At 50.1% G+C, this 20,276-nt stretch carries 12 protein-coding genes; 10 read left to right on the top strand and 2 right to left on the bottom strand.

Annotation, left to right across the window (positions count from 1 at the left end):
- Positions 1–16 precede the first annotated feature (16 nt).
- The 10 genes from B153_RS0133880 (at position 17) to B153_RS0133835 (ending at position 18,967) form a co-directional block, all read left to right on the top strand.
- Positions 17–1,951, top strand: coding sequence for a tetratricopeptide repeat-containing sensor histidine kinase (locus B153_RS0133880; RefSeq protein ID WP_020601211.1), 1,935 nt, complete (start codon positions 17–19; stop codon positions 1,949–1,951).
- Between the two features lie 2 nt (positions 1,952–1,953).
- Positions 1,954–3,876, top strand: coding sequence for an ATP-binding protein (locus B153_RS0133875; RefSeq protein ID WP_020601210.1), 1,923 nt, complete (start codon positions 1,954–1,956; stop codon positions 3,874–3,876).
- A gap of 114 nt (positions 3,877–3,990) precedes the next feature.
- Positions 3,991–4,470, top strand: coding sequence for a Riean_0653 family protein (locus tag B153_RS0133870; RefSeq protein WP_020601209.1), 480 nt, complete (start codon positions 3,991–3,993; stop codon positions 4,468–4,470).
- Positions 4,471–4,474: 4 nt separating this feature from the next.
- Positions 4,475–5,101, top strand: a complete 627-nt coding sequence (locus B153_RS0133865) for a response regulator transcription factor (protein WP_020601208.1) — start codon at positions 4,475–4,477, stop codon at positions 5,099–5,101.
- Positions 5,102–5,238: 137 nt separating this feature from the next.
- Positions 5,239–7,416 (top strand): prolyl oligopeptidase family serine peptidase, encoded by a 2,178-nt coding sequence (locus B153_RS0133860; RefSeq protein ID WP_063672901.1) that lies wholly within the window; start codon positions 5,239–5,241, stop codon positions 7,414–7,416.
- 273 nt (positions 7,417–7,689) lie between these two features.
- Entirely contained in the window at positions 7,690–9,384 is a 1,695-nt protein-coding gene (locus B153_RS0133855) for a hypothetical protein (protein WP_020601206.1), read from the top strand.
- The gene (locus tag B153_RS0133850) at positions 9,368–13,630 is read left to right on the top strand and encodes a hypothetical protein (RefSeq protein WP_020601205.1); all 4,263 of its coding nucleotides are present in this window, start codon (positions 9,368–9,370) and stop codon (positions 13,628–13,630) included. The genes B153_RS0133855 and B153_RS0133850 overlap by 17 nt, the downstream gene beginning before the upstream one ends.
- Before the next feature lie 32 nt (positions 13,631–13,662).
- Positions 13,663–15,648, top strand: a complete 1,986-nt coding sequence (locus tag B153_RS0133845) for a fibronectin type III domain-containing protein (protein ID WP_020601204.1) — start codon at positions 13,663–13,665, stop codon at positions 15,646–15,648.
- 26 nt (positions 15,649–15,674) lie between these two features.
- Positions 15,675–18,530, top strand: a complete 2,856-nt coding sequence (locus B153_RS0133840) for a fibronectin type III domain-containing protein (RefSeq protein ID WP_020601203.1) — start codon at positions 15,675–15,677, stop codon at positions 18,528–18,530.
- Entirely contained in the window at positions 18,527–18,967 is a 441-nt protein-coding gene (locus B153_RS0133835; protein ID WP_020601202.1) for a hypothetical protein, read from the top strand. The genes B153_RS0133840 and B153_RS0133835 overlap by 4 nt, the downstream gene beginning before the upstream one ends.
- Before the next feature lie 16 nt (positions 18,968–18,983).
- Here B153_RS0133835 and B153_RS0133830 read toward each other — a convergent pair whose 3' ends face one another.
- Together B153_RS0133830 and B153_RS0133825 are read right to left on the bottom strand one after the other, a co-directional pair.
- Positions 18,984–19,610, bottom strand: coding sequence for a hypothetical protein (locus B153_RS0133830; protein ID WP_026262657.1), 627 nt, complete (start codon positions 19,608–19,610; stop codon positions 18,984–18,986).
- Positions 19,597–20,235, bottom strand: a complete 639-nt coding sequence (locus B153_RS0133825; RefSeq protein WP_020601200.1) for a DUF998 domain-containing protein — start codon at positions 20,233–20,235, stop codon at positions 19,597–19,599. Before B153_RS0133825 ends, B153_RS0133830 begins: the two co-directional genes overlap by 14 nt.
- Between the last annotated feature and the right edge of the window lie 41 nt (positions 20,236–20,276).

Raw genomic sequence — 20,276 nt, 5'->3', positions numbered from 1 at the left:
GACCTATACCAATCCAATGAAACAGATTTACTTTTTATGGCTAGTCGTACTCTATCTATCAGGTATACATAGCGGTATATTGATTGCCCAGGTCCCTAAATCGCTCGATTCGCTGGAAGCATATGTAAAAACGTATGCACCAACCGATACCAATTACGTCAAAGCGTTAAACAGACTGGGCGATTTGACTTCCCGAAAAAAAGCGGATTACTCTCGGGCCGACTCCCTGCTGCGTGTTTCAGAGAAACTAGCCCTCAAACTTGATTTTGGACTCGGTGTAACGGATGCCAATATTTATCTGGGCTCCAATTACTACCTCACCGATCGGCCACAACAGGCATTGGAATATCTCCAAAAAGCCCAGATTATGGCCGAGAAATATAAGCTTTCTCCCCGCATGAGGGCGCAAACCATTACGAATGTGGGAGTTGCTTATAATAAGCTCAAGCAGTATGAGAAAGCTATTGAAACTCACCTTCGTTCTGTACGATTGCAGGAGCAGCTTAATATACAACCGCGCATTCCGACTACCTACGAGGGTCTGGGCCTCGGATTAAAAAATATGACGAAACCCCGTGAGGCTATCAAGTACTTTGAACAGGCATTGGCGTTAAAGGTGGCGGCAAAAAATGACTATGGAGCGGCTATTACGGAACATAATATTGGTCGGTGTTATGATGATTTGAATCAGGAGAAGGAAGCTATAAAGCACTATAAAACAGCCCTTAGCTACATCCCTGGTACTGATTATGAGTTATTACGAGCCGATATTCTGGGTAATATCGGATTGGCCCTTCGAAAAGACAAACGTTTTCAGGAAGCCAAACCTTATCTGGAGCAGGGGTTGGCTATTGCCATTAAGCATAATAACAAGGAATCGATCAGTGGCTCTTACTTCGACCTGGGCCGCTTCTATGAAGAGCAAAAAGACTATAAGCAGGCTGAACTATACATGAAAAAAGCCCTGAAACTGGCCAACGAACGAGAGGATAAAGTTACGATAGCCGAGTACACGCAGGGACTAGCCGACTTGTATGGCGGCATGAAAGATTTCCAGCAGGCTTACGTATACCAGCTCGAACGAAACCAGCGAATGGATTCGGCCACGGCCATCCGTACCAGTGCTGAAGTACAACGGATGGTAGCCAAGTACGAGACCGAAAAAAAAGAAGCCCGTATCCAACTGCTTCAGCAGCAGGCCAAATTTAATCAGCAGGAAACCGAGCGCACCCGATTTCGTACCAATGCCCTGCTCACCGGCGCAGCCCTCTTCTTGCTTTTAGGTGGGGCCGTCAGTGCCTGGCTCCTGAACCGGGCCAAGCTTCGTCGATTGGAAGAAGCTCAACAACTGCGTAAGCAGATTGCTCACGATCTACATGATGAAGTCGGCAGCACCCTTAGTAGTATTTCCATGCTGAGCGGCCATACCGATACGCTCCTTCGCCAGAACCAGCCTGAGTCGGCTCAGAAAATGGTACAGAAAATTTACACCGATGCCCGCCAGATTCTGGAATCCATTGACGAAATCATCTGGACCATCAACCCCGGCAACGACTCCCTGCAACGAATTGCTCTACGCTTGCAGGAGTATGCCCAACCACTCATGGAGTCAAAAAATATCAAATTCGACTTTCAGATTGATGCGCTTTTAGAGGACATCCCGATCTCAATGGAGGTACGACGGAGTTTGTATCTAATTGGCAAGGAGGCCATCAATAATCTGGTAAAGTACTCCCAAGCCACACAGGCAACAGTTCGCTTCGAAAAAAATGACAACCAGCTACGGGTGCTGATTGAAGACAATGGACAAGGGTTTGATACGGTTCAACAAAGTGGACGAACAGGTCAGGCAAGCATGAAACAACGGGCCCAGGCGATGGGTGGTTTGTTGGAGATCCGTTCAATTCCCAAAGAGGGTACACGTCTGATTTTAACTGCGTTACTGACTTGACTATGAAACGAAATCGGTACCTATTGTGCAGTCTGGCCATTCTTCTGACGATTCTTAGCTGTAAGGGGCAGGTATATACCGTGAGTGGTGCCGATTCGTTGCTACGTCACCTGCAAACGGCTAAACAGAATGATACTTATGTCCGGGCCGCTTGCCAATACGCTCAATGGCTCTATAGAATCAGAGAGTTGGATAAAGCCGATTCGCTGCTCAAGCGTGCTGAAGTATTAGCGGTAGGCTTACATGATTCCATGGGTCTACAACAGGTGTATGTCCATTTTGGAAATGCTTATCTATTACGTCCGGGAAGCACGCACCTTCCAAAAGCAAAGGCTTATTTCGAGAAAGCTCGACAGATCATCATTAACAATCATTTACCGCCATCAGAATTACTTTTAGCGATAACGGGACTTGGCGAGGTTCACTATTTCAGTCATCAATACGAGCCTGCGCTTTACCATTTCTTAGCGTCAATTCGGCTCACCGAACAGTATCGCCTGACGAATAATGTTACCCGGGCTTATCTGGGTGTTAGTGAGATCATGGGAATACTAGGCCGGGATAAGGAGCGAGACAAGTATGCTCAAAAAGCGTATGCGATTGCCTACCACGACCAAAATAAATTGATGTTATTTTGGGCCGAAGGTACGATGACAGCATTACTCAAACGTCAACACAACTATAAAGAGGCTATACATCACTTAGTCAAAATACTATCGTACACGGATCAGCTTCTGTTTAAATCCTGGAAAATCAATATTTATTTAAATATCGGTGATTGCTATAATCAACTCAACCAACCCGGCAATGCGTTGCGCGCCCTTAAACTAGCGGAGCAGTATGCCCACGGAAAAAGCTTCAAAGCGCATGATATGGACCGATTAAATGTCAGTTTTGCGCTGGGACAACACTATCTAACCCATCAAAATTACCGGCAAGCAGAATCCTATTTCCTGAAATCCTGGAAAATTGCCCGGCAACTGAGGGAGCCCCTCGACGAACTGGATGCCAGCGAAGGCTTATCGAAAGTGTACGCCAAAATGCATCAGTATGCTAAAGCCTATCATTTCCAGATGGCTTCTACCAGACTGAACGATTCCCTATTGTCCAGTAAGGCCACTCAGAAAACGCGGGATTTACTGACCAAAGCCGAAACCGAGAAACGAGATGCGCAGATAAAACTATTAAATGAGCAGAAGAAAAGGGCGCAATTTCAACGGAACACCTGGATTGCTGGCACACTGTTGTTGCTAGTACTGGCCGCAGCCATTAGCGCCTGGCTTTTGAACCGGGCTAAAGTCCGGCGGTTGCGGGAAGCCCAAACGCTACGACAGCAAATCGCACATGACCTGCACGATGAGGTGGGGAGTACGTTATCGAGCATCTCCATGCTCAGTGGCCATACCGATACGCTGCTCAGTCAGAATAAGCCGGAACAGGCCCAGCAAATGGTACAGAAAATTTACACCGATGCCCGCCAGATTCTGGAATCCATTGACGAAATCATCTGGACCATCAATCCCGGCAACGACTCCCTGAAACGAATTGCTTTACGCTTGCAGGAGTATGCCCAACCACTGATGGAATCAAAAGGAATCGTTTTGCATTTCTCGGCTGAAACCTCGCTGGACGATTATTCCGTATCGATGGAGGTACGCCGAAACTTGTACCTAATTGGTAAAGAGGCAATTAACAATTTAATTAAATACTCGCAGGCAACCCAGGCAACCTTACGATTTGAGCTTCAGAAAGATCAGCTTAGGGTTTTGATTGAAGATAACGGACGTGGATTTGACGCAGCTCAAGCCAGTTTCCGAACAGGACAGCGTAGCATGAAACAGCGGGCATTGGCTATGGGCGGCACATTAGCCGTACATTCAATGCCGGGTCATGGCACTCGATTACAACTGATTATGAACCCGTGAGAGTCATACATTTATCCGATTTCCCGACATGAACTGATGAGCTACTTTTGTCAGGTAAGTAACGGCAACTGTTACGTTGCTCCGGGCTACTTATCAACCAACAGGCTCATTCACATGAAAACGCTCAAATCAATCTTGATCTTTAGTCTGATTGTTAGCTTAGTAGCTTGCAGCAAAAAAGAGAACGATGCCGTTAACCCAGCCGCTGGCAAAGGGATGGTAACCGCAATGGTGGATGGCCAATCGTTTACATCTGAACAGGCTACATCAACCTATAACAAAAGCACCAAAGCTCTAACTCTTGTGGGCTACAACAGTATCCACATGATGGGGTTTACTCTGGAAAACCTAACGGGCCCTGGTACCATTACGCTGGTCGATATTAGCAAAACGGGCAGTACAGGCAGCTATATTGAGGTAAAAACCAATACAACCTATACGAACAAAGAAGGGCGTACTGGCACCGTTACCGTTACAAAATTTGATGGAAGTACGCTGGTAGGCACGTTTTCAATGAAGACCTATAATCTCCAGCAAAAACGAGAAGTCGTCATTACCAGCGGAACGTTTAACGTACCCGTAGAGACTATTTAGGCGTATGATCCGAGTATCTATTTTCGACGATAATGATTCATTGCGGGAAACCCTCGCTTTGATTTTCGAGGCTACCGACGATCTAATCGTAACGGGTCAATACCCTAACGCGCTTCAGGCTGCTGAAGTGGTAAAGAGTACCCAGCCCGATGTTATTCTGATGGACATCGATATGCCGGGTCGCACCGGAATAGAAGCGGTCAAACTCATTCGTGAGCAAACCACCCGCCCGAAAATCCTGATGCTCACCGTATTTGAAGATGTCGAACGAATTTTTGCGGCTATATCGGCCGGTGCCGTTGGCTACCTGCTCAAGAAAACCCCTGCCGATAAAATCATCGACGCCATTCGTGAAGTCATGTCGGGCGGGGCAGCGATGACCCCATCCATTGCGCTAAAAGTTCTGGAAGCTTTTCAACAACCGAGAACAACCGATTTTCTGCTTACCGATAAAGAAAAGGACGTTTTGAAACGACTGGTAGAAGGCGATAGTTACAAGCTCATTGCTCACCATTGCGGTATTAGCATGGGCACGGTACGCACGCATATCGTCAATATCTACGAAAAACTGCACGTCAATTCCAAATCTGAAGCCGTAGCCAAAGCCCTGAAAACGGGGCTGTTTAAATAAAGCCCGCAACCGTTCGTCGCGTTTTCCTGCCCACCGATTGCCGTTCACTCAAAATGTCGGGCACGACCGTATGATATATGACCAATCGGGCTATGTTTACCCTATATAACTTACTGACCTTTAATCAATTGATCACTATGCATACCTTTTTCTTAACGATAACAGGGCTTCTTGTCAGTCTGAGCTTACAGGCGCAACTTTCCATGAACAAGGGGCTTCCGGCTACGCCGAAAAGGCCAGTAACGGACACCTACTTTGGCAAAAAAATCACCGATAATTACCGCTGGCTCGAGGACATGAGCCAGCCCGAAGTAAAAGACTGGTTCAAGGCTCAGGGCGATTACACCAACGCGATGCTGGCACAAATACCCGGTCGCGACAAGCTCATCCAGACGTTTGTTGACTACGATAAACGACTCCCCATCCGATACGGTGAAATTAAAAAACGCGGGAATACCTACTTCTATCGCAAAACCCTTCCCAACGAAAACGTCGGTAAATTGTACAGCCGTGACGGGAAAAACGGCCCCGAAAAACTGCTCTTCGACCCAACGGCATCGGGCCTGGGCAAAACGTACGCCATGACTGCCTTTACCCCCAGCCCAGACGGCAAGCTCCTGGTCATTGGCCTACAGGAAGGTGGGGCCGAGCTATCGACCTTGCGAACCATGGACGTAGCCACCAAAACCTTCCGGCCAGAAAGCATTACGGCCGTTTTTGGTGGTGGCATCGACTGGTTGCCCGACAACAGTGGCTTTCTGTACACACCCCAAAACTCAAACGATCCCAAAGACCCCAAAGGCAATCTCGATACCAAAGCCCGGCTACACAAACTGGGCACCGATCCTGCCAGTGACCCAGAACTCTGGTCGCGTGCTAAAAACCCCGACATGGGCATCCGGCCCGACCAATACCCGATTATGTTTTTCTCGACCGATTATACGCAGGTGTACGGCTTCCTGTCGTCGGTCGACCGGCGGATCGATGCCTGGATGGCGTCTCCGGCCGATCTGACGAAATCGACGATCAACTGGAAGCGTGTAGCGGCCCCCTCCGACAGCATCAACGACTTCTATAAAATCGGGAATCGACTGTACCTGCTAAGTGTCAAAAATGCACCTAACGGTCAAATCCTGGAAACGGATGCAAACGATCCGAACCCGGCGAAGGCCACGGTTTTACTGCCCGAAAGCCAGCGAAATATTACCCGGACCATAGCGACCAAAGATTTTCTGTTCGTCACGCTAAGTGATGGCATCAACGAGAAAATCCGGCAGTACGATCCCCGCACCAAACAATGGGCCGACGTACCCATCCCCGGCACGGGCACAACCGGCATTGACCCCTACGATGCTCCGCACAGCAACGAGGTTTTCGCCTACATTATGTCCTGGAATAACCCCGGCACGGCCTACGATTTTGACCCAGCCACTCGCAAACTGGCTGTCAGCGCCTTCGATGTGCAGCCCAACTATCCCGGCGTGGCCGATCTGGTCGTTGAAGAACTCGAAATTCCGGGGCATGATGGGGTGATGATTCCGCTTTCGCTGGTCTACCGGAAAGGACTCAAGCGCGATGGCAGTGCGGTATGTTTCATGACAGGCTATGGAGCCTACGGGATTTCGGCTACGCCTTATTTCAGCCGAAGGATTCTGGCATTGCTCAATCAGGGCGTCATCATTGCCGAAACCCACCCGCGTGGTGGTTCCGAAAAAGGGCAGAAATGGTATCGGGCAGGCTTTCAGACCACGAAACCCAACACCTGGAAAGATTTTATTTCGAGTGGCGAATACCTCGTAAAACATAAATACACGAGTCCGCAGCACCTTATTGGCGAAGGCACTTCGGCAGGGGGCATTCTGATTGGCCGGGCCATTACCGAGCGCCCCGATCTGTTTGCGGCAGCCATCAGCAATGTAAGCTGCTCAAATGCCCTCCGTATGGAAGAATCGCCCAATGGCCCGGTCAATGCTCCCGAATTCGGCACGGTAAAAGACTCAGTTCAGTGCATGGCGCTTTACGAGATGGATGCCTTCAACCACGTCAAAGAAGGTACAAACTATCCGGCGGTGATGTGCATTGGCGGTATGAACGACCCCCGGGTTATTGCCTGGCAGCCGGGTAAGTTTGCCGCTGCGCTGCAAAACGCCAGTACGTCTGGCAAGCCTGTAGTCCTGCAAGTCAATTATGACAACGGCCATTTTACGGAAGACAAAGCCGTAACCTTCCGCAATTTCGCCAACATGTATGCCTTTGCGCTCTGGCAGGCGGGCCACCCTGATTATCAACCGGCAAAGGCTCTGGTGAAGAAGTAACGAATCCCTACTGGCCATCCATTTTCTATCCACCCGACAGCCCGGTCTTCTGATCGGGCTGTTTGTTTACCAGCGCAACCCATTCAGCCATGCGTATTTTTACGCATTAAGCAGTTCACCACAACAGAAAACCATAAAAACAATAGACTGTATATCAGCAATATATAATTCTCTTTAGCAATAACGTATTATCCCTATCATACATTTATCCGATTGATTGACGCAGAAGGCAAAAGTAGTTTTGACACAAGTTTTTGACCATCTCGTCAGCACATGCGTCCAACGCTACATCTTCTCCTTTTCGGGTTCTGGCTGAGTAGCACGGCATTGGCACAAACCGATGCGCCTACGAAGAAATCCCTTCCGGTAAAGGTATCGGGCGGATTAAATGCCTACGCGGGATTTTATACAGCCAGTGGTATTTCCGCCCGCAACCAGCCCTCTCCTTTCGGACTAAGTGGTTCGGTCACTGTTGCGTTGCCTGGTGGTATCTCGCTGCCTTTTTCGGCCGTACTGGGTAATCAGGGCAGCAGTTTCCGGCAACCCTTCAATCAGTTTGGCGTATCACCCACCTACAAATGGGCCACCGTCCATGCTGGCTATCGAAATGTTAGTTTCTCCCCTTTTACGCTGGCCGGGCATACATTTCTAGGTGGTGGGGTCGAACTGAATCCGGGAAAGCTACGATTAGGCGCGGTATACGGTCGGTTCAACAAAGCCATCTCGACCAACCTGGCCGAGCCTGACATTATTCCGGCTTATCAACGGACGGGCTATGCTTTAAAAATTGGTTATGGCAAATCTGACAATTATGTCGACCTGATTATGCTGCGCGCCAAGGACGATACGGCTTCGATCACATCAGCCCCACAATCCGTCTCGCAAACCGTTACCCCTGCCGAAAATATGGTCGTTGGCCTTACCTCCCGTCTGCTGATTCTGAAACATATCACCGTTGAAGTCGATGAAGCCGTGAGTGCCTATACCCGCGACGTTCGGAGCAGCCTCGTTTCAGCCGAAGGGAGCAATGCCGTCACGCGCTTTTTTGGCAAACTGTTTACCCCCCGGCTATCCACCCAGCTTACGCAGGCTACTCAGGCGGCCATCGGCTACCGGGGTAAAATGGCGGGTATCAAGCTCCAATACAAGCGCATCGACCCTAATTTTCAGACAATGGGCGCTTACTATTTCCAGAGCGACATCGAGAGTTACGCCATCGCCCCCAATTTATCGCTGCTGGAAGGCAAACTCCGGCTTTCGGGTAGCTACGGGATTCAATATGACAACCTGGTCAACAACAAAAACGCCCGCACGGGCCGTAGCATCGGCTCGCTGATCGTTTCCTATAACCCGGCCACCGCTTTCGGGATCGATGTACAACTGTCAAACTATGGCATTAGCCAGCAGGCCGGTCTACGCCCGATTATCGATACATTGAAGCTGGCACAGAACAATTTCTCGGCTACGGTCAACACGCGGTATACCCTACAAAGTGAAGAGGTGGTAAGCCTATTTACGCTCTCGGCCACACGCCAGCAACTCAGCGATCTCAACCAGCGCACGGCAGCTTTCACTAACAACACGAATACGAACCTGAATCTGGGCTATTTCTACCAACAGATCAAAAATGGCCTGGGGGCTAACCTGCTCCTTTCTTACACCCAGGCCGACATGGCGCAGGGGATGAACACGAAATTTTACGGGCCAACGCTGGGCGTAACGAAGAATTTTCTGACTAACAAACTGAACACGTCGGCCAATGCCAGCTACCTGATCAACCAACAGACGAACCTGAATGGAGAAACCCTGAATGGTCAGGTCATTAACGCATCGGCCAACGCGGGCTATCAGGTCTCGAAACGGCAGAATCTGAATTTGCAATTGCTATATCTAAACTCAAACACGGGTGTTGCCGAGCAACGCTACAATGAACTTCGGGGGACTTTAGGCTATGGTATCTCTTTCTAACCAGACCATTTTTCAACGTTGGCAACCAGGCAAACGTCTTTGGCTGACACTGGCCGTCCTGATCGGATGGGTTCCGTTTGCCTATGCGCAAACGCAGGTGCAGGTGACCATCAACGTCATGCCGCCCTACAGTGCTTATTTGCAGGACTATGCGGGTGCCGGGCAGCAACTTCAGGTGATTGTCCGAAACCTGACCATGACCGCACTCGATGTTCGCTTGCAAGGACGCGTCGAAGGCGATAACGGCGTACTGATTCAAACACTGCCTAACTTCCGGCCTAACCGTCCGTTGAAACTGGCTCCCGGCGAAACCCGCATCCTGACCCGAGCCGACCTTGAAGGCACCTTCGACCTGAATCAGATCAGCGTAGAAGGGGTTAGCAAAGATTTGCTGTATCAAGGCAAACCATTACCCGAAGGAAACTACCAGGTGTGTGTTCAGGCCTATGATAACCGAACTAGTCAACCATTGTCGTCGGGGTTTCCGTTGGGTTGTTCACCCCCGTTCTCGGTAAAATCTATTGAGCCTCCAATTCTGATCTCACCCTTTTGTGATAACGATGTATTACCTACGACTCCTCAGGCGACTGTATTTTCCTGGACACCCCCAGCCGGTATTTTACCTACCCAGGTTAGCTATACCCTTCGGGTGATTGAACTACCGCTGGAGAACGTCGATCCAAACGTGTTCATCGACGCGGTAGCCTTGCCGCCGTCGGGTATCGAAGTGAAGAACTTAACCAGCAGTACATTTCTATACGGCCCACAATATCTACCACTGAAAGTAGGCAAACGCTATGCCTGGCGGGTGCAGGCTGTGGATAAGTTCGGGAAACTGAATCTACTCAACGATGGTAAAAGTCCGGTTTGCGCGTTCCGGTACGGGACAGTTGCCGACACATTGAAAACGACACCCGATTTGGTCAATGCTAAATCGCCAATAAACGTTTCGGGATTAGCCGAGCTGATCTTTTGTGGACAAACCATTACGATCAAGAAAATTACGAACCCGGATCGGGATCATTTTTCGGGCACGGGCACACTCGTCATGAAATCGCCGGTAAAATTGGCTGTAGATGTCAATTTTGCCAATCTGAGTATTCGCCCATTGGGCTACGATAAAAGCCAGAAACGAGGCAATAGCGGATTTTATGACTTTACGGTGGTTAACGGTAAGCTCGAAAGCAGCCTGAAAGGAGCGCAGATAGGGGATAAAACGGTAAAACTGAAAACAGACAAGCACACAGGTGGAACCGCCGAGATAGCCTACCAGGCCATTCGGCTGGTTGCTACCCATACCGAAGCCTTTGACGAAAAACTCAATGCCCATACACTCCAGAAAGGCGGTACAGAGGAATCTGCTATTCAAACGGGAGTCACCTGGCATAGCCCCATTATCCTGACGACCATGATCGGCGGAGGCATTAAGTTAGGTCAGGGAGGTGTAGTTTCGGGGGGGAACGTTAATACGTATGATGGCAATCTGGTAGTGGATATACCTGGCGAGTGGCACTCTATCGAATCGGTTGGCAACGACCTCAAAAAGGCTCCATCGTTATCCATTCCCTTTGGTAAGGAATATGGCGGCCCGATGGCTGACCTGAAGGATTTCTTCCTGACTGTAAAGGCCGGATCTTATTTCGAAATTCAGAATGGTATCCTGAAAGCGCATCTGAAGGGAAGCCTGAAAGTACCCAGTGGCCGGAAAGATACAGCGCCCATAACGATAGACTTTCAGGATAGTGACGGCATCACTTTTACTGAACAAATTGAAGATCCTCAGGTGCCGCTTGGTGTCGTAGATGGGCAGGCACGCGTATTCCTGAGTTTTCAGGCTATTAATGTGCAGCTTGGCGATCTATTCGAAGCCAGCGATCTGACGTATCCACAATGGGTGAAAGGAATTTCCTGCCCTTCTCCGAATTTCTGGATCAGCAAAATGATCTATATGCAAGACCAGGATCACCCGACTGCGCAGGATCATTTAGAATGGACAACGTTCCCTATAAATCCGGTCGTCAACCGGGGAAAAGGCTACGAATCAACGAACGGAACGCAGAAAAACCTGAATCTACAAGCCAATTACCTAGGCTTCAAAGCCAAGATCACCGATGCCGTAACGATTATCAAAGAAAGCGAAGTAAAGGCCGGACAATTGATCGGCAAAGTGCATATACCCTTTATCGGTGCGGTAGGCGATCTGCAAATTTTAGTCAGAAAATACGGGCTGGGTGATGCAGATGTATTCGGGTTCGACAAAACCGAACGTACCTTGTTGCAAACACCCGTTGGTGATCGGGTTGTCGTTTCGGTATCAGGTGGCTATTTCGATGGTGGATTTTTCTATCCAGATATGTCGATTTCGGCCTACAACGAAACCAATCAAACACGAGGAATCGATGCACGGGATATCCGCATGGACGCCATCGATGTAGCCATCACCCCGAAAGGTGAACTGGTGAGCGGCTATAAAAGCGCAACCGCCAAAGCTCTATACGGAGGCAGTAAACAAAAAACAGCTTATATCAATGGACTGGACTATCATCTGTCGCAGGTTATACTCGGCGACGAAACTGGCGGGAGTAAATGTCGGCTGTCGTTTATGGGTCAACTGGTTCTTGGCGATAAAATCATTTCCAATGAGGAGTACGCCTATGATATTGTTTTCAACAAACCCAAGGCCGACAGTTTTGAATTCATAGACGCAATCCCATTTCCTCAGGGGCAACTGCCTGGCTTTGGTAAGCCCAAAGGAGGAGGTCCTTCGTTCGATGAAAATGAATTTCTGGCCGAAGCCGCCACGGAAGCGACCCAGCTTGGCTACTATCTCGAACGCTCAGCCCCGGCTACTTTTATACACCCCACTGAAACCAAGAAGATTAAAGGTTCGTACAGCACCGGAACGGCATCGTTCTCTGGCTTTTTCGAATACTATATCGATGATGCGACTTACGGCAACGGTTTCCGGCTCGACCATACCATGATGGTCTACAGCCCTGTTGCCGCGCTTACCCAGGCTACGATCATTGCCGGAAAAGCGCAGGGCGTGAAATATTGGTTTGCTGGTTTTAAATACGAAAGCAAGGAATCGCCGGGTATTCCGTTGTTTCTGAATCTGGAAGCCTACGGATTCGAAGGACGGCTGTATAGCCACATGCGTCATACGGGTTCAGCCACCGCTATTTTCGACAATAACTACGTGCCCGATGCCAACACCAGTTTTGGACTGTATGCTGCTATGCCCATTCAATCGTCGGGCGATAAAGGCCGCTTGCTATGGGGAAAAACGGGAGTTGAAATCACCTTTAAGGGATATGCGCCCGATACGATTACGATTCGGGGGGATGTTAATATCGAACAGCTTGGTGGTACGGATGATGCAACGACCTCTCGCATTCAGGGCAATGCGGTCATTGTTCTAACGCCAAAGGAGAAGACGTTAATGGGAACCGTGGTGATGACCAAAGGCGATTTCGGGGTTGCCTGTATGAAGGGAAGTGCGTCTTTCTACATGGGGCCTAGTGGCTTCTCGGTCTCTGTCGGCTCTGATGCTCAGTTCATTACGGTACAAGCCATGTGTGGTCTTATGGGCGACATGACGCCTTCGGCAAAGGGTTATATTGCCCTTTATGCAACCAACGGCAGCATCGGTGGCATGGACTGGATACCAACCAGCGGCATTGGCATTCAGGCCCACTTAAAAGCGGATCTCTTAAATTTCAATACGAAAACCTATTTCGATACCAACCCCTGGGCGAGTTTGTATGCCGGCGCCGACGCCGATCTGACCGCTACCATCCGTCCGGAGTTTGATCTTAAGACGAAAGTCGGTACGCAGATCACCTTAAATGTTGGTTACAATAATTACAGCTTTAAGTTGGCCGAAGTAAAAGAAACCGTCCAGCTAACGCTGCCCTCCTTCTGCCTGGCCTATAACAAACGTATCTGTTTTCCCGTACTGGGCGGTTGCAATCTGATTGTTGGATTATCGCCCACTCCCTACTTGCGAACCAACGGCAGCGCTTCGGATATGTGTTTCGACGATGGCTCCGTTGAAGGGCCCTGCGAAGGGGTACTCGGCTGGTTGATGGATGGTGTCCAGGTGGTTATTAATGCTGCTGGAGAAGTGCTGGATGCCGCAGGGAATTTAATCAGAAATGCCGCTGGGGAAGTAGTAAAAGGCGCGAAAAAAATGGTTAAAGCGGCAAAGGATGCGTACTGTTCCACGATTGGCTGGGGTTGTTGACGGACATTTCAACGATGATAATCGACAAAGAGATGAAAAAGATAGTATACATAACAAGCTGGTTATTGTTAGTTGGTCTTTGTTCGGCACGAGGGCAGGAGAAGATGGCCAGAGCCTATGCCCAGCCTACGTCCGATGGGAAAGCGATTCAGATTAAATGGCTTCTGGTTGCGCCCACGGAGGTGCAATACCATATTCTTCGACGGGCAACAGGCGAGAAGATCTTTAAAAAACTGACCACTAAACCGCTGGAAGCGATTACATCCAGTGATTTGACAGGGCCGGGAGCTGTTGCTGAAGCGCGCAGAAATTTTCTGGAACTCAACAAATCATGGCCGGATAAGAAAGAGGACATAGAGCTTTATCTCAAGCTATTCGGCATGAATGTTTACATCGACAACGAATTTGCGCGGGCGGCTGGGATGTACTATAAAGATAATACGGTGGAAGCCGGGCAAACGTACGAATATGCAGTAAGCGCCCTTTTCGGTGGTAAACAGTATTCATGGGCAATAAGCGCACCCGTCCGGGCTGGTAATTACAAACCGCAACAGGCACCAATCGGCCTGAAAATAGTGCAGCAGAAAACCCATCAGATCGCTTTAAGTTGGGACATCCGACCCGATATTCTGGCCTACAACGTCTATCGCCGACGCGGAAACGCAGCCGAAGTACAGATCAACAAAAAGCCGATTGTAGTGGTGGATGCCCAAAACGGGAAACGGCCATCGACGCAATTTACCGACAGTGATAGTACCTTACGGGAAGGCGAAACCTATTACTACCGAATTGCCGCCCTCGATCCGTTTGTAAATCCAGGTGAGATGAGTCAGGCAGCCTGGCTGACAATTAAAGATATGGACCCGCCTGCTGGCGCTACGGCACTGCAGGGACGAGTCGATAAAAAAGGAGTGCGGCTTAGCTGGAGTCCTTCCTCCTCTCGCGACTGTATTGGCTATCGGCTCTTCCGGGGAACGGCTATGGACAAACCGTTTCAGCCCATTTTGCCCCGTTTGCTGGCGACTGCCGATACGACCTTCTTGGACGAAACTGCTACGGAAGGCACTAGCTATTACTACTACATTCAGGCTGAAGATCTGGCAGGTAACAGTGTACATACGTCGCCGATTCAGGTTTTGCACCCTGATCTGACTCCACCCGGTCTGCCTACCGGTTTAACCGTACAAACTGATACGATGGGGCACGTCAACCTCAACTGGCGGGCCAATCAGGAGCCCGATCTGAAAGGCTATTTTGTCTATCGCGGGTTGCAAAATAAATCGGACAACTACGCTCAGTTGCAGCTTAACCCGCTGAAAGGAACCGCATTTCGGGACACACTCCCCCGCAATAATCAGAATGTTTTCTACTATCGGGTAACAGCGGTCGATAAGAACGATAATGAAAGCACTCCTGCCCTACTGACTGTTCGTTTACCCGACCGACAGCCGCCTATGGCTCCTATGTTAACAACTTCGGTTGCTACCACCGATTCGGTTCGCTTGGTTTGGACACCTTCAAGCTCGGAGGATGTACGAAGCTATCAGATACTCCGTCAAAATGAAGCTGATAAACAACCCAATTTTCAGGTGATTGGGCGTTCGACACGACCGAGTTTTACAGATCGTCAACTGAAGGGAGGTACATATAGCTACGCCGTATTAGCAATTGACAGTGCAGGAAACCAGTCGAAGCAGTCACTACCCAAAGTCGTTGAAGTGCCTAGCAGACAATCACTTACAGTACCGAAAGACATAAAGATTCAGTTAAATGAACGCGAAAAGAAACTGATTGTGAGCTGGAGTTTAACACCACAACCTTACAACTTCGCAGGCTATCGGGTAGTGGTTCGTAACACAAACGAAACGTTTCGTGCCGTTACACCCCTACTCATCCAAACTCAAGCGATATTAACTGACTGGGAAACCGGAGCAGATTATGAAATCGCCGTAGTAGCTGTAAACCAGATCGGTCAGCAGTTGACTAGTGAAATCGTCAAACCAACTTCCCGCAACTAACCTAAAGGCCGTCGATAGTCGTCATCATGAAAATATTTACACTATTTGTGCTGGGGCCACTATTTCTTGTACTGGTCTCTACCTCCCTGTTCGCCCAATCCAACGCTCCAACAAACCTGAAGGCAACAGCGGTTACCTATAACCAGGTCGACCTGGCCTGGGACGACAAATCAACGAACGAAAGCAAGTTCGAGATTGAACGTTTAGGCTTGACCGGTAGCTATATCAAGATCGGCGAAGCTGCTGCCAACACCCCTTCGTACCAGGACAAAACCGTCACAAGCTTGAATAGCTACAGTTACCGCGTTCGGGCCGTACTGGTTACCGGAGCCTCGACAACATATTCCAACGTGCTCACGGTTACGACCCCACAGGAGCCACCTGGAACCCCAACGGGCTTTACCGCTACTTTGCAGAATGGCAGCGTAGTCCTTAGCTGGAGCAATGGCTCGGGTGGAACCGCAACAACCTACCGGGTCGAACGGTCGGTACAGGGAGGAGCCTATAGCCTCTACCAGACGGTTCAATACAGCCGAACCCCCAGCCTGACCGACAACGGCGTACAGGGCGGGCAACAGTATTGTTACCGGGTGCAGGCCATCAACGGGGGCGGCTCGTCGGGATACGCGGGTCCCGCCTGCCAGACCATTCCGCTGGCTCCTACCAATATCAAAAACTTAACCGCCACCACTCTAAGCAGCAGTTCGATCAAGCTCAACTGGACGCCTTACGGCAAAGAATCGGGCATTACCATCGAACGGCGAAAAGGGCAATCGGGCAATTTCGAAAAGATTAAAGACTGGCTGGCTGATAGTGGTGAGTTTACCGATACGGGCCTGGAAGCCAATACCGAATACTGCTACCGAATTGGCGAGAGCGGGCATGACTATTCGGCCATTGTCTGCAAAACGACCGCTCAAAGCATCCCCACAGCCCCGGCCCGGATGCAGGCGCAGGCAATCGCCTACAACCGGATCGATCTGCAATGGGCCGATTTAAGCAACAATGAATCCCGGTTTGAGATCGAGCGCGCTACGGGTGGCTCAACGGCTTCGTATACAAAAATCGCAGACGTAGGACCAAACACACAGACGTATAGTGACCAGAGTGTTCAGGCCAATACCCAATACTGCTATCGGGTGCGGGCCGTCAACGATGTGGGGGGCAGTGGGTATACCGATCCGTCGGCCTGTGCAACCACACCCGCTCCGCCCGCTGGCGTTCCGCAAAATGTAAAGGCCATAGCCACCTCGACCACACAGATCAGTCTGTCCTGGGACGCGGTAGCCGGTGCTAGTGGGTATCAGCTCGAACGCAGTCCGAATGGTTCGGATGGCTGGCAACAGATTGGCCCCTCCCCTGCCACAGCCACTACGTTTGTCGATAATAACCGAACCCCCAACACCCGCTATTACTACCGGGTTCGGGCGCTCAACAGTGCGGGCGTACCGGGCGATTACTCAAGTGTTGTGAATGCGATTACGCCCGATGTACCCCCTGCCGATCCGGCCCGACTTACCGTTACCTCAGCTACCTACAATCAGGTGAATCTGCAATGGGCCGATCTTTCCGGCAACGAAACGGGCTTCCAGATTGATCGCAGCCCGGATGGAACGACCTGGACAAAAATTGGCGATGCAGGTCAGAACGCAACTACCTATACCGATCAGAGCGTGGCTCCGCAAACCCACTATTACTATCGGATTCGAGCGGTCAACGCGGCCGGTTCGTCAAATCCTTCCAACACGGTCGATGTGACCACACCCGTCGGCCCACCCATTGCAGCGCAGGACCTGAAGGCCACGGCAACCTCCACGACGCAGATCAGCCTGAGTTGGAGTGTCATTCCGAATGCGGCTAGTATTGTGATCGAGCGCAGCCCGGACGGTGTCGGTAGCTGGAATTCACTGACGACGGTAGCCGGAACGACAACGACTTATGCGGATAATGGTCTGACACCCAACACCCGCTACTACTACCGCATCCGGGCCACCAATGCCAGCGGAACGGGGCCGAACAGTAACGTGGCCGATGCCATCACACCCGATGTGCCGCCCAAAGCCCCTGCCGGACTGGCCGTCAAAGTAATTTCGCCCAACCAGATCAACGTATCCTGGACCGATCAGTCAACGAACGAAAGTGGCTTTGAACTCGAACGGGCCACAGGTTCAAGCGGTTCATTCCAGAAAATAGGCGACTTACCCGCCAATAGTACCAGCTACGACGATAAGACACTGGCCGACAACACACAGTACTGTTATCGAATACGAGCCAAAAATGCAGCTGGTCCATCGGCCTATACCGATCCGGTCTGTGCGACCACGCCGTTAGCACCACCGGGCACCCCTGTCAACTTGACCGCCGAAGTGGTCGATTATGACCAGGTCAAACTCACCTGGGCCGCTGTGAGTCTGAGTTCGGTTTCGGTACGGATTGAGCGGTCGACTAGTGCATCAGGTCCTTTTCAGGAACTAAAAACCGTTCCTGCTTCGCAGACTACTTACACCGACGCTGGTTTGCAGGAATTTACCACCTACTATTACCGGATTCAGGCCACCAACTCCGCTGGGAGTTCAGGCTTTTCGAACATTGCACAGGCCCAGATCAAGGAGATTCTGATTGCTGTGGAAGATGAATGGCTTTCGCAAACGCAGGTATTTGTAACCGACCAAAGTCTACAGATCAAAACCGACTGGCATCAAACCAGTGTAGCCCAGATTCAACTGCATAGCCTCAATGGACGTATCCATCTAACCGATAACCGACGTGTTTTGCCAGCAGCCGCATGGGCTTATTCACTTGGGCAACTCCCAACGGGTATGTATGTGGTAGTCATCCGCGTGGAAGGCCGACTCTTCACAAAACGAATTTTACTGCCATGAAAAACCAATCTGGCCTGCTTATACTCCTACTGTGCCTGGCAGGTTGTCAGCCAAAGCCCATCACACCCATTACCAGTCTGATCAACAAAGTCTGGAAAGCCAATACGGTTAAGGAATCGGAAGTACTGGTTTTTACGCTGGGCGCTACGGCGAATATAAAACCGGGCTATACCAACTTCCGGCTCGATCTGAGCAAACCCGATCAGGTGATCCTGAAAGATGTGGACGGGCGGGTTACAACGGGCACCTGGAGCGTATCGACTGATAACAAACGGCTCCTTCTGGACAACTTAACCCCCAAGCCAACCAATACCAATGGACTGATTGAATATTATATTCTGGCCGAACCCGATGGCTCTACTTTATCCCTTGAACGAACGGCCGAAAGTCGCAAAACAGGCAATACGGTGAATCAGTATGCTCTGATACCCGAATAAACGTTGTTTGAATGGCTTATCGAACAAACTTCCCGAAGATAAAACCGAATGTCAACCCGACATTCTGTAGATCAGCGGTTTTTACGATCGACGGATCGGCATAGGTATAAAACGAGTAGGTCAGTCCCATTCGGAAACGCATCCAACGGGTTACGTTCAATTCGCCATAAACCTGTGGAGCGAGCACAAACCCTGCTAGTTGTACAGATGGATTGTCGGGATGGAGGGGATTAAACTGGGTGGCTTTACCCATCAACGAAAAGTAGCCTGCGTTGACCAGACATCCTCCATGCACAATAGTTCGGTTATCCTGCGAGGCACCTACCAGTAAGCCAGCCTGATTTATATACACAAACAGGGGGGCATTTCCTATCTGGGTTTCCAGTGTAGAGGCAAATGTAGAACCATATGCCGCCACCAGAAATCGTCGTCGAATCCTAATACCGGCTTCGATCCCCTGAAATGAAAACGGTCTGGCAAAAAAATTCTGGTGCTGATGTATCAACCCAATATGTACGCGAACAGGTTTACGAACCACGGCTCCCTGACCGCCTAGGAACGGATAGGTATCATCCTGAGCCATTAGCGTTTGTGCCCAGCCTAGAATCAGCACGAAGGTCCATCGAAAACTAAACGGGGTCATAGCGCCTGGTCAGCTTCAGAGACAAAAAGAACGTCCAGACCTGCAAAACGCCAATATTCAGGCGTTCCACCAGACCGAAATAGGCCAGCTTATTCACGTAAAAAAAAGCTGTCAAACTACCGAATAGCAGAATTAGGAAGCCCGTAAGAATGGAATACCGGGCAAACGGCCGCCAGACGGGATCAGTTCGTAGCCCATAGCCTAGAAGCAGAGGGGTAGCGATCGTACAGGGTACAATCAGTGCTGTAATCACTATATGCAGTACTCCTCGAAAAGTGGGAGCCGAGTTGGGCAAATCTTCCGGAAAAAAGCCATACAGGAGCGAAATAAGATGGAGCAATACAAAGGTGACACTTGCCCAAAACACAAGCCGTCCGTGGCGGCTCCCTTCAGTAGTAGCGACCGTTAATGCAAAAAGAAGGGCTAGAACACTATACATGGTCGTAAAAACCATCAATAGGTCTCGGTTGGGAGCGTCATTCGCTGTCAGGTCACTGATGGGTTGCTGAAGATGGTCATATCCTGGCCATAGCATGCCCCCCAGCACAATATGCAACCCATAAAGTCCTACGGCAACCATTCCCGACATCAGGAATACCGAACGCTGGCGTAAGTCAATTGCCATATTGTCTGCACAAAAGGACGCACTTTACTACACGTTGATCG

Source organism: Spirosoma panaciterrae DSM 21099 (assembly GCF_000374025.1).
GTDB classification, from domain to species: Bacteria; Bacteroidota; Bacteroidia; order Cytophagales; family Spirosomataceae; genus Spirosoma; species Spirosoma panaciterrae.
This window is presented reverse-complemented; position numbering and strand designations above follow the sequence as displayed.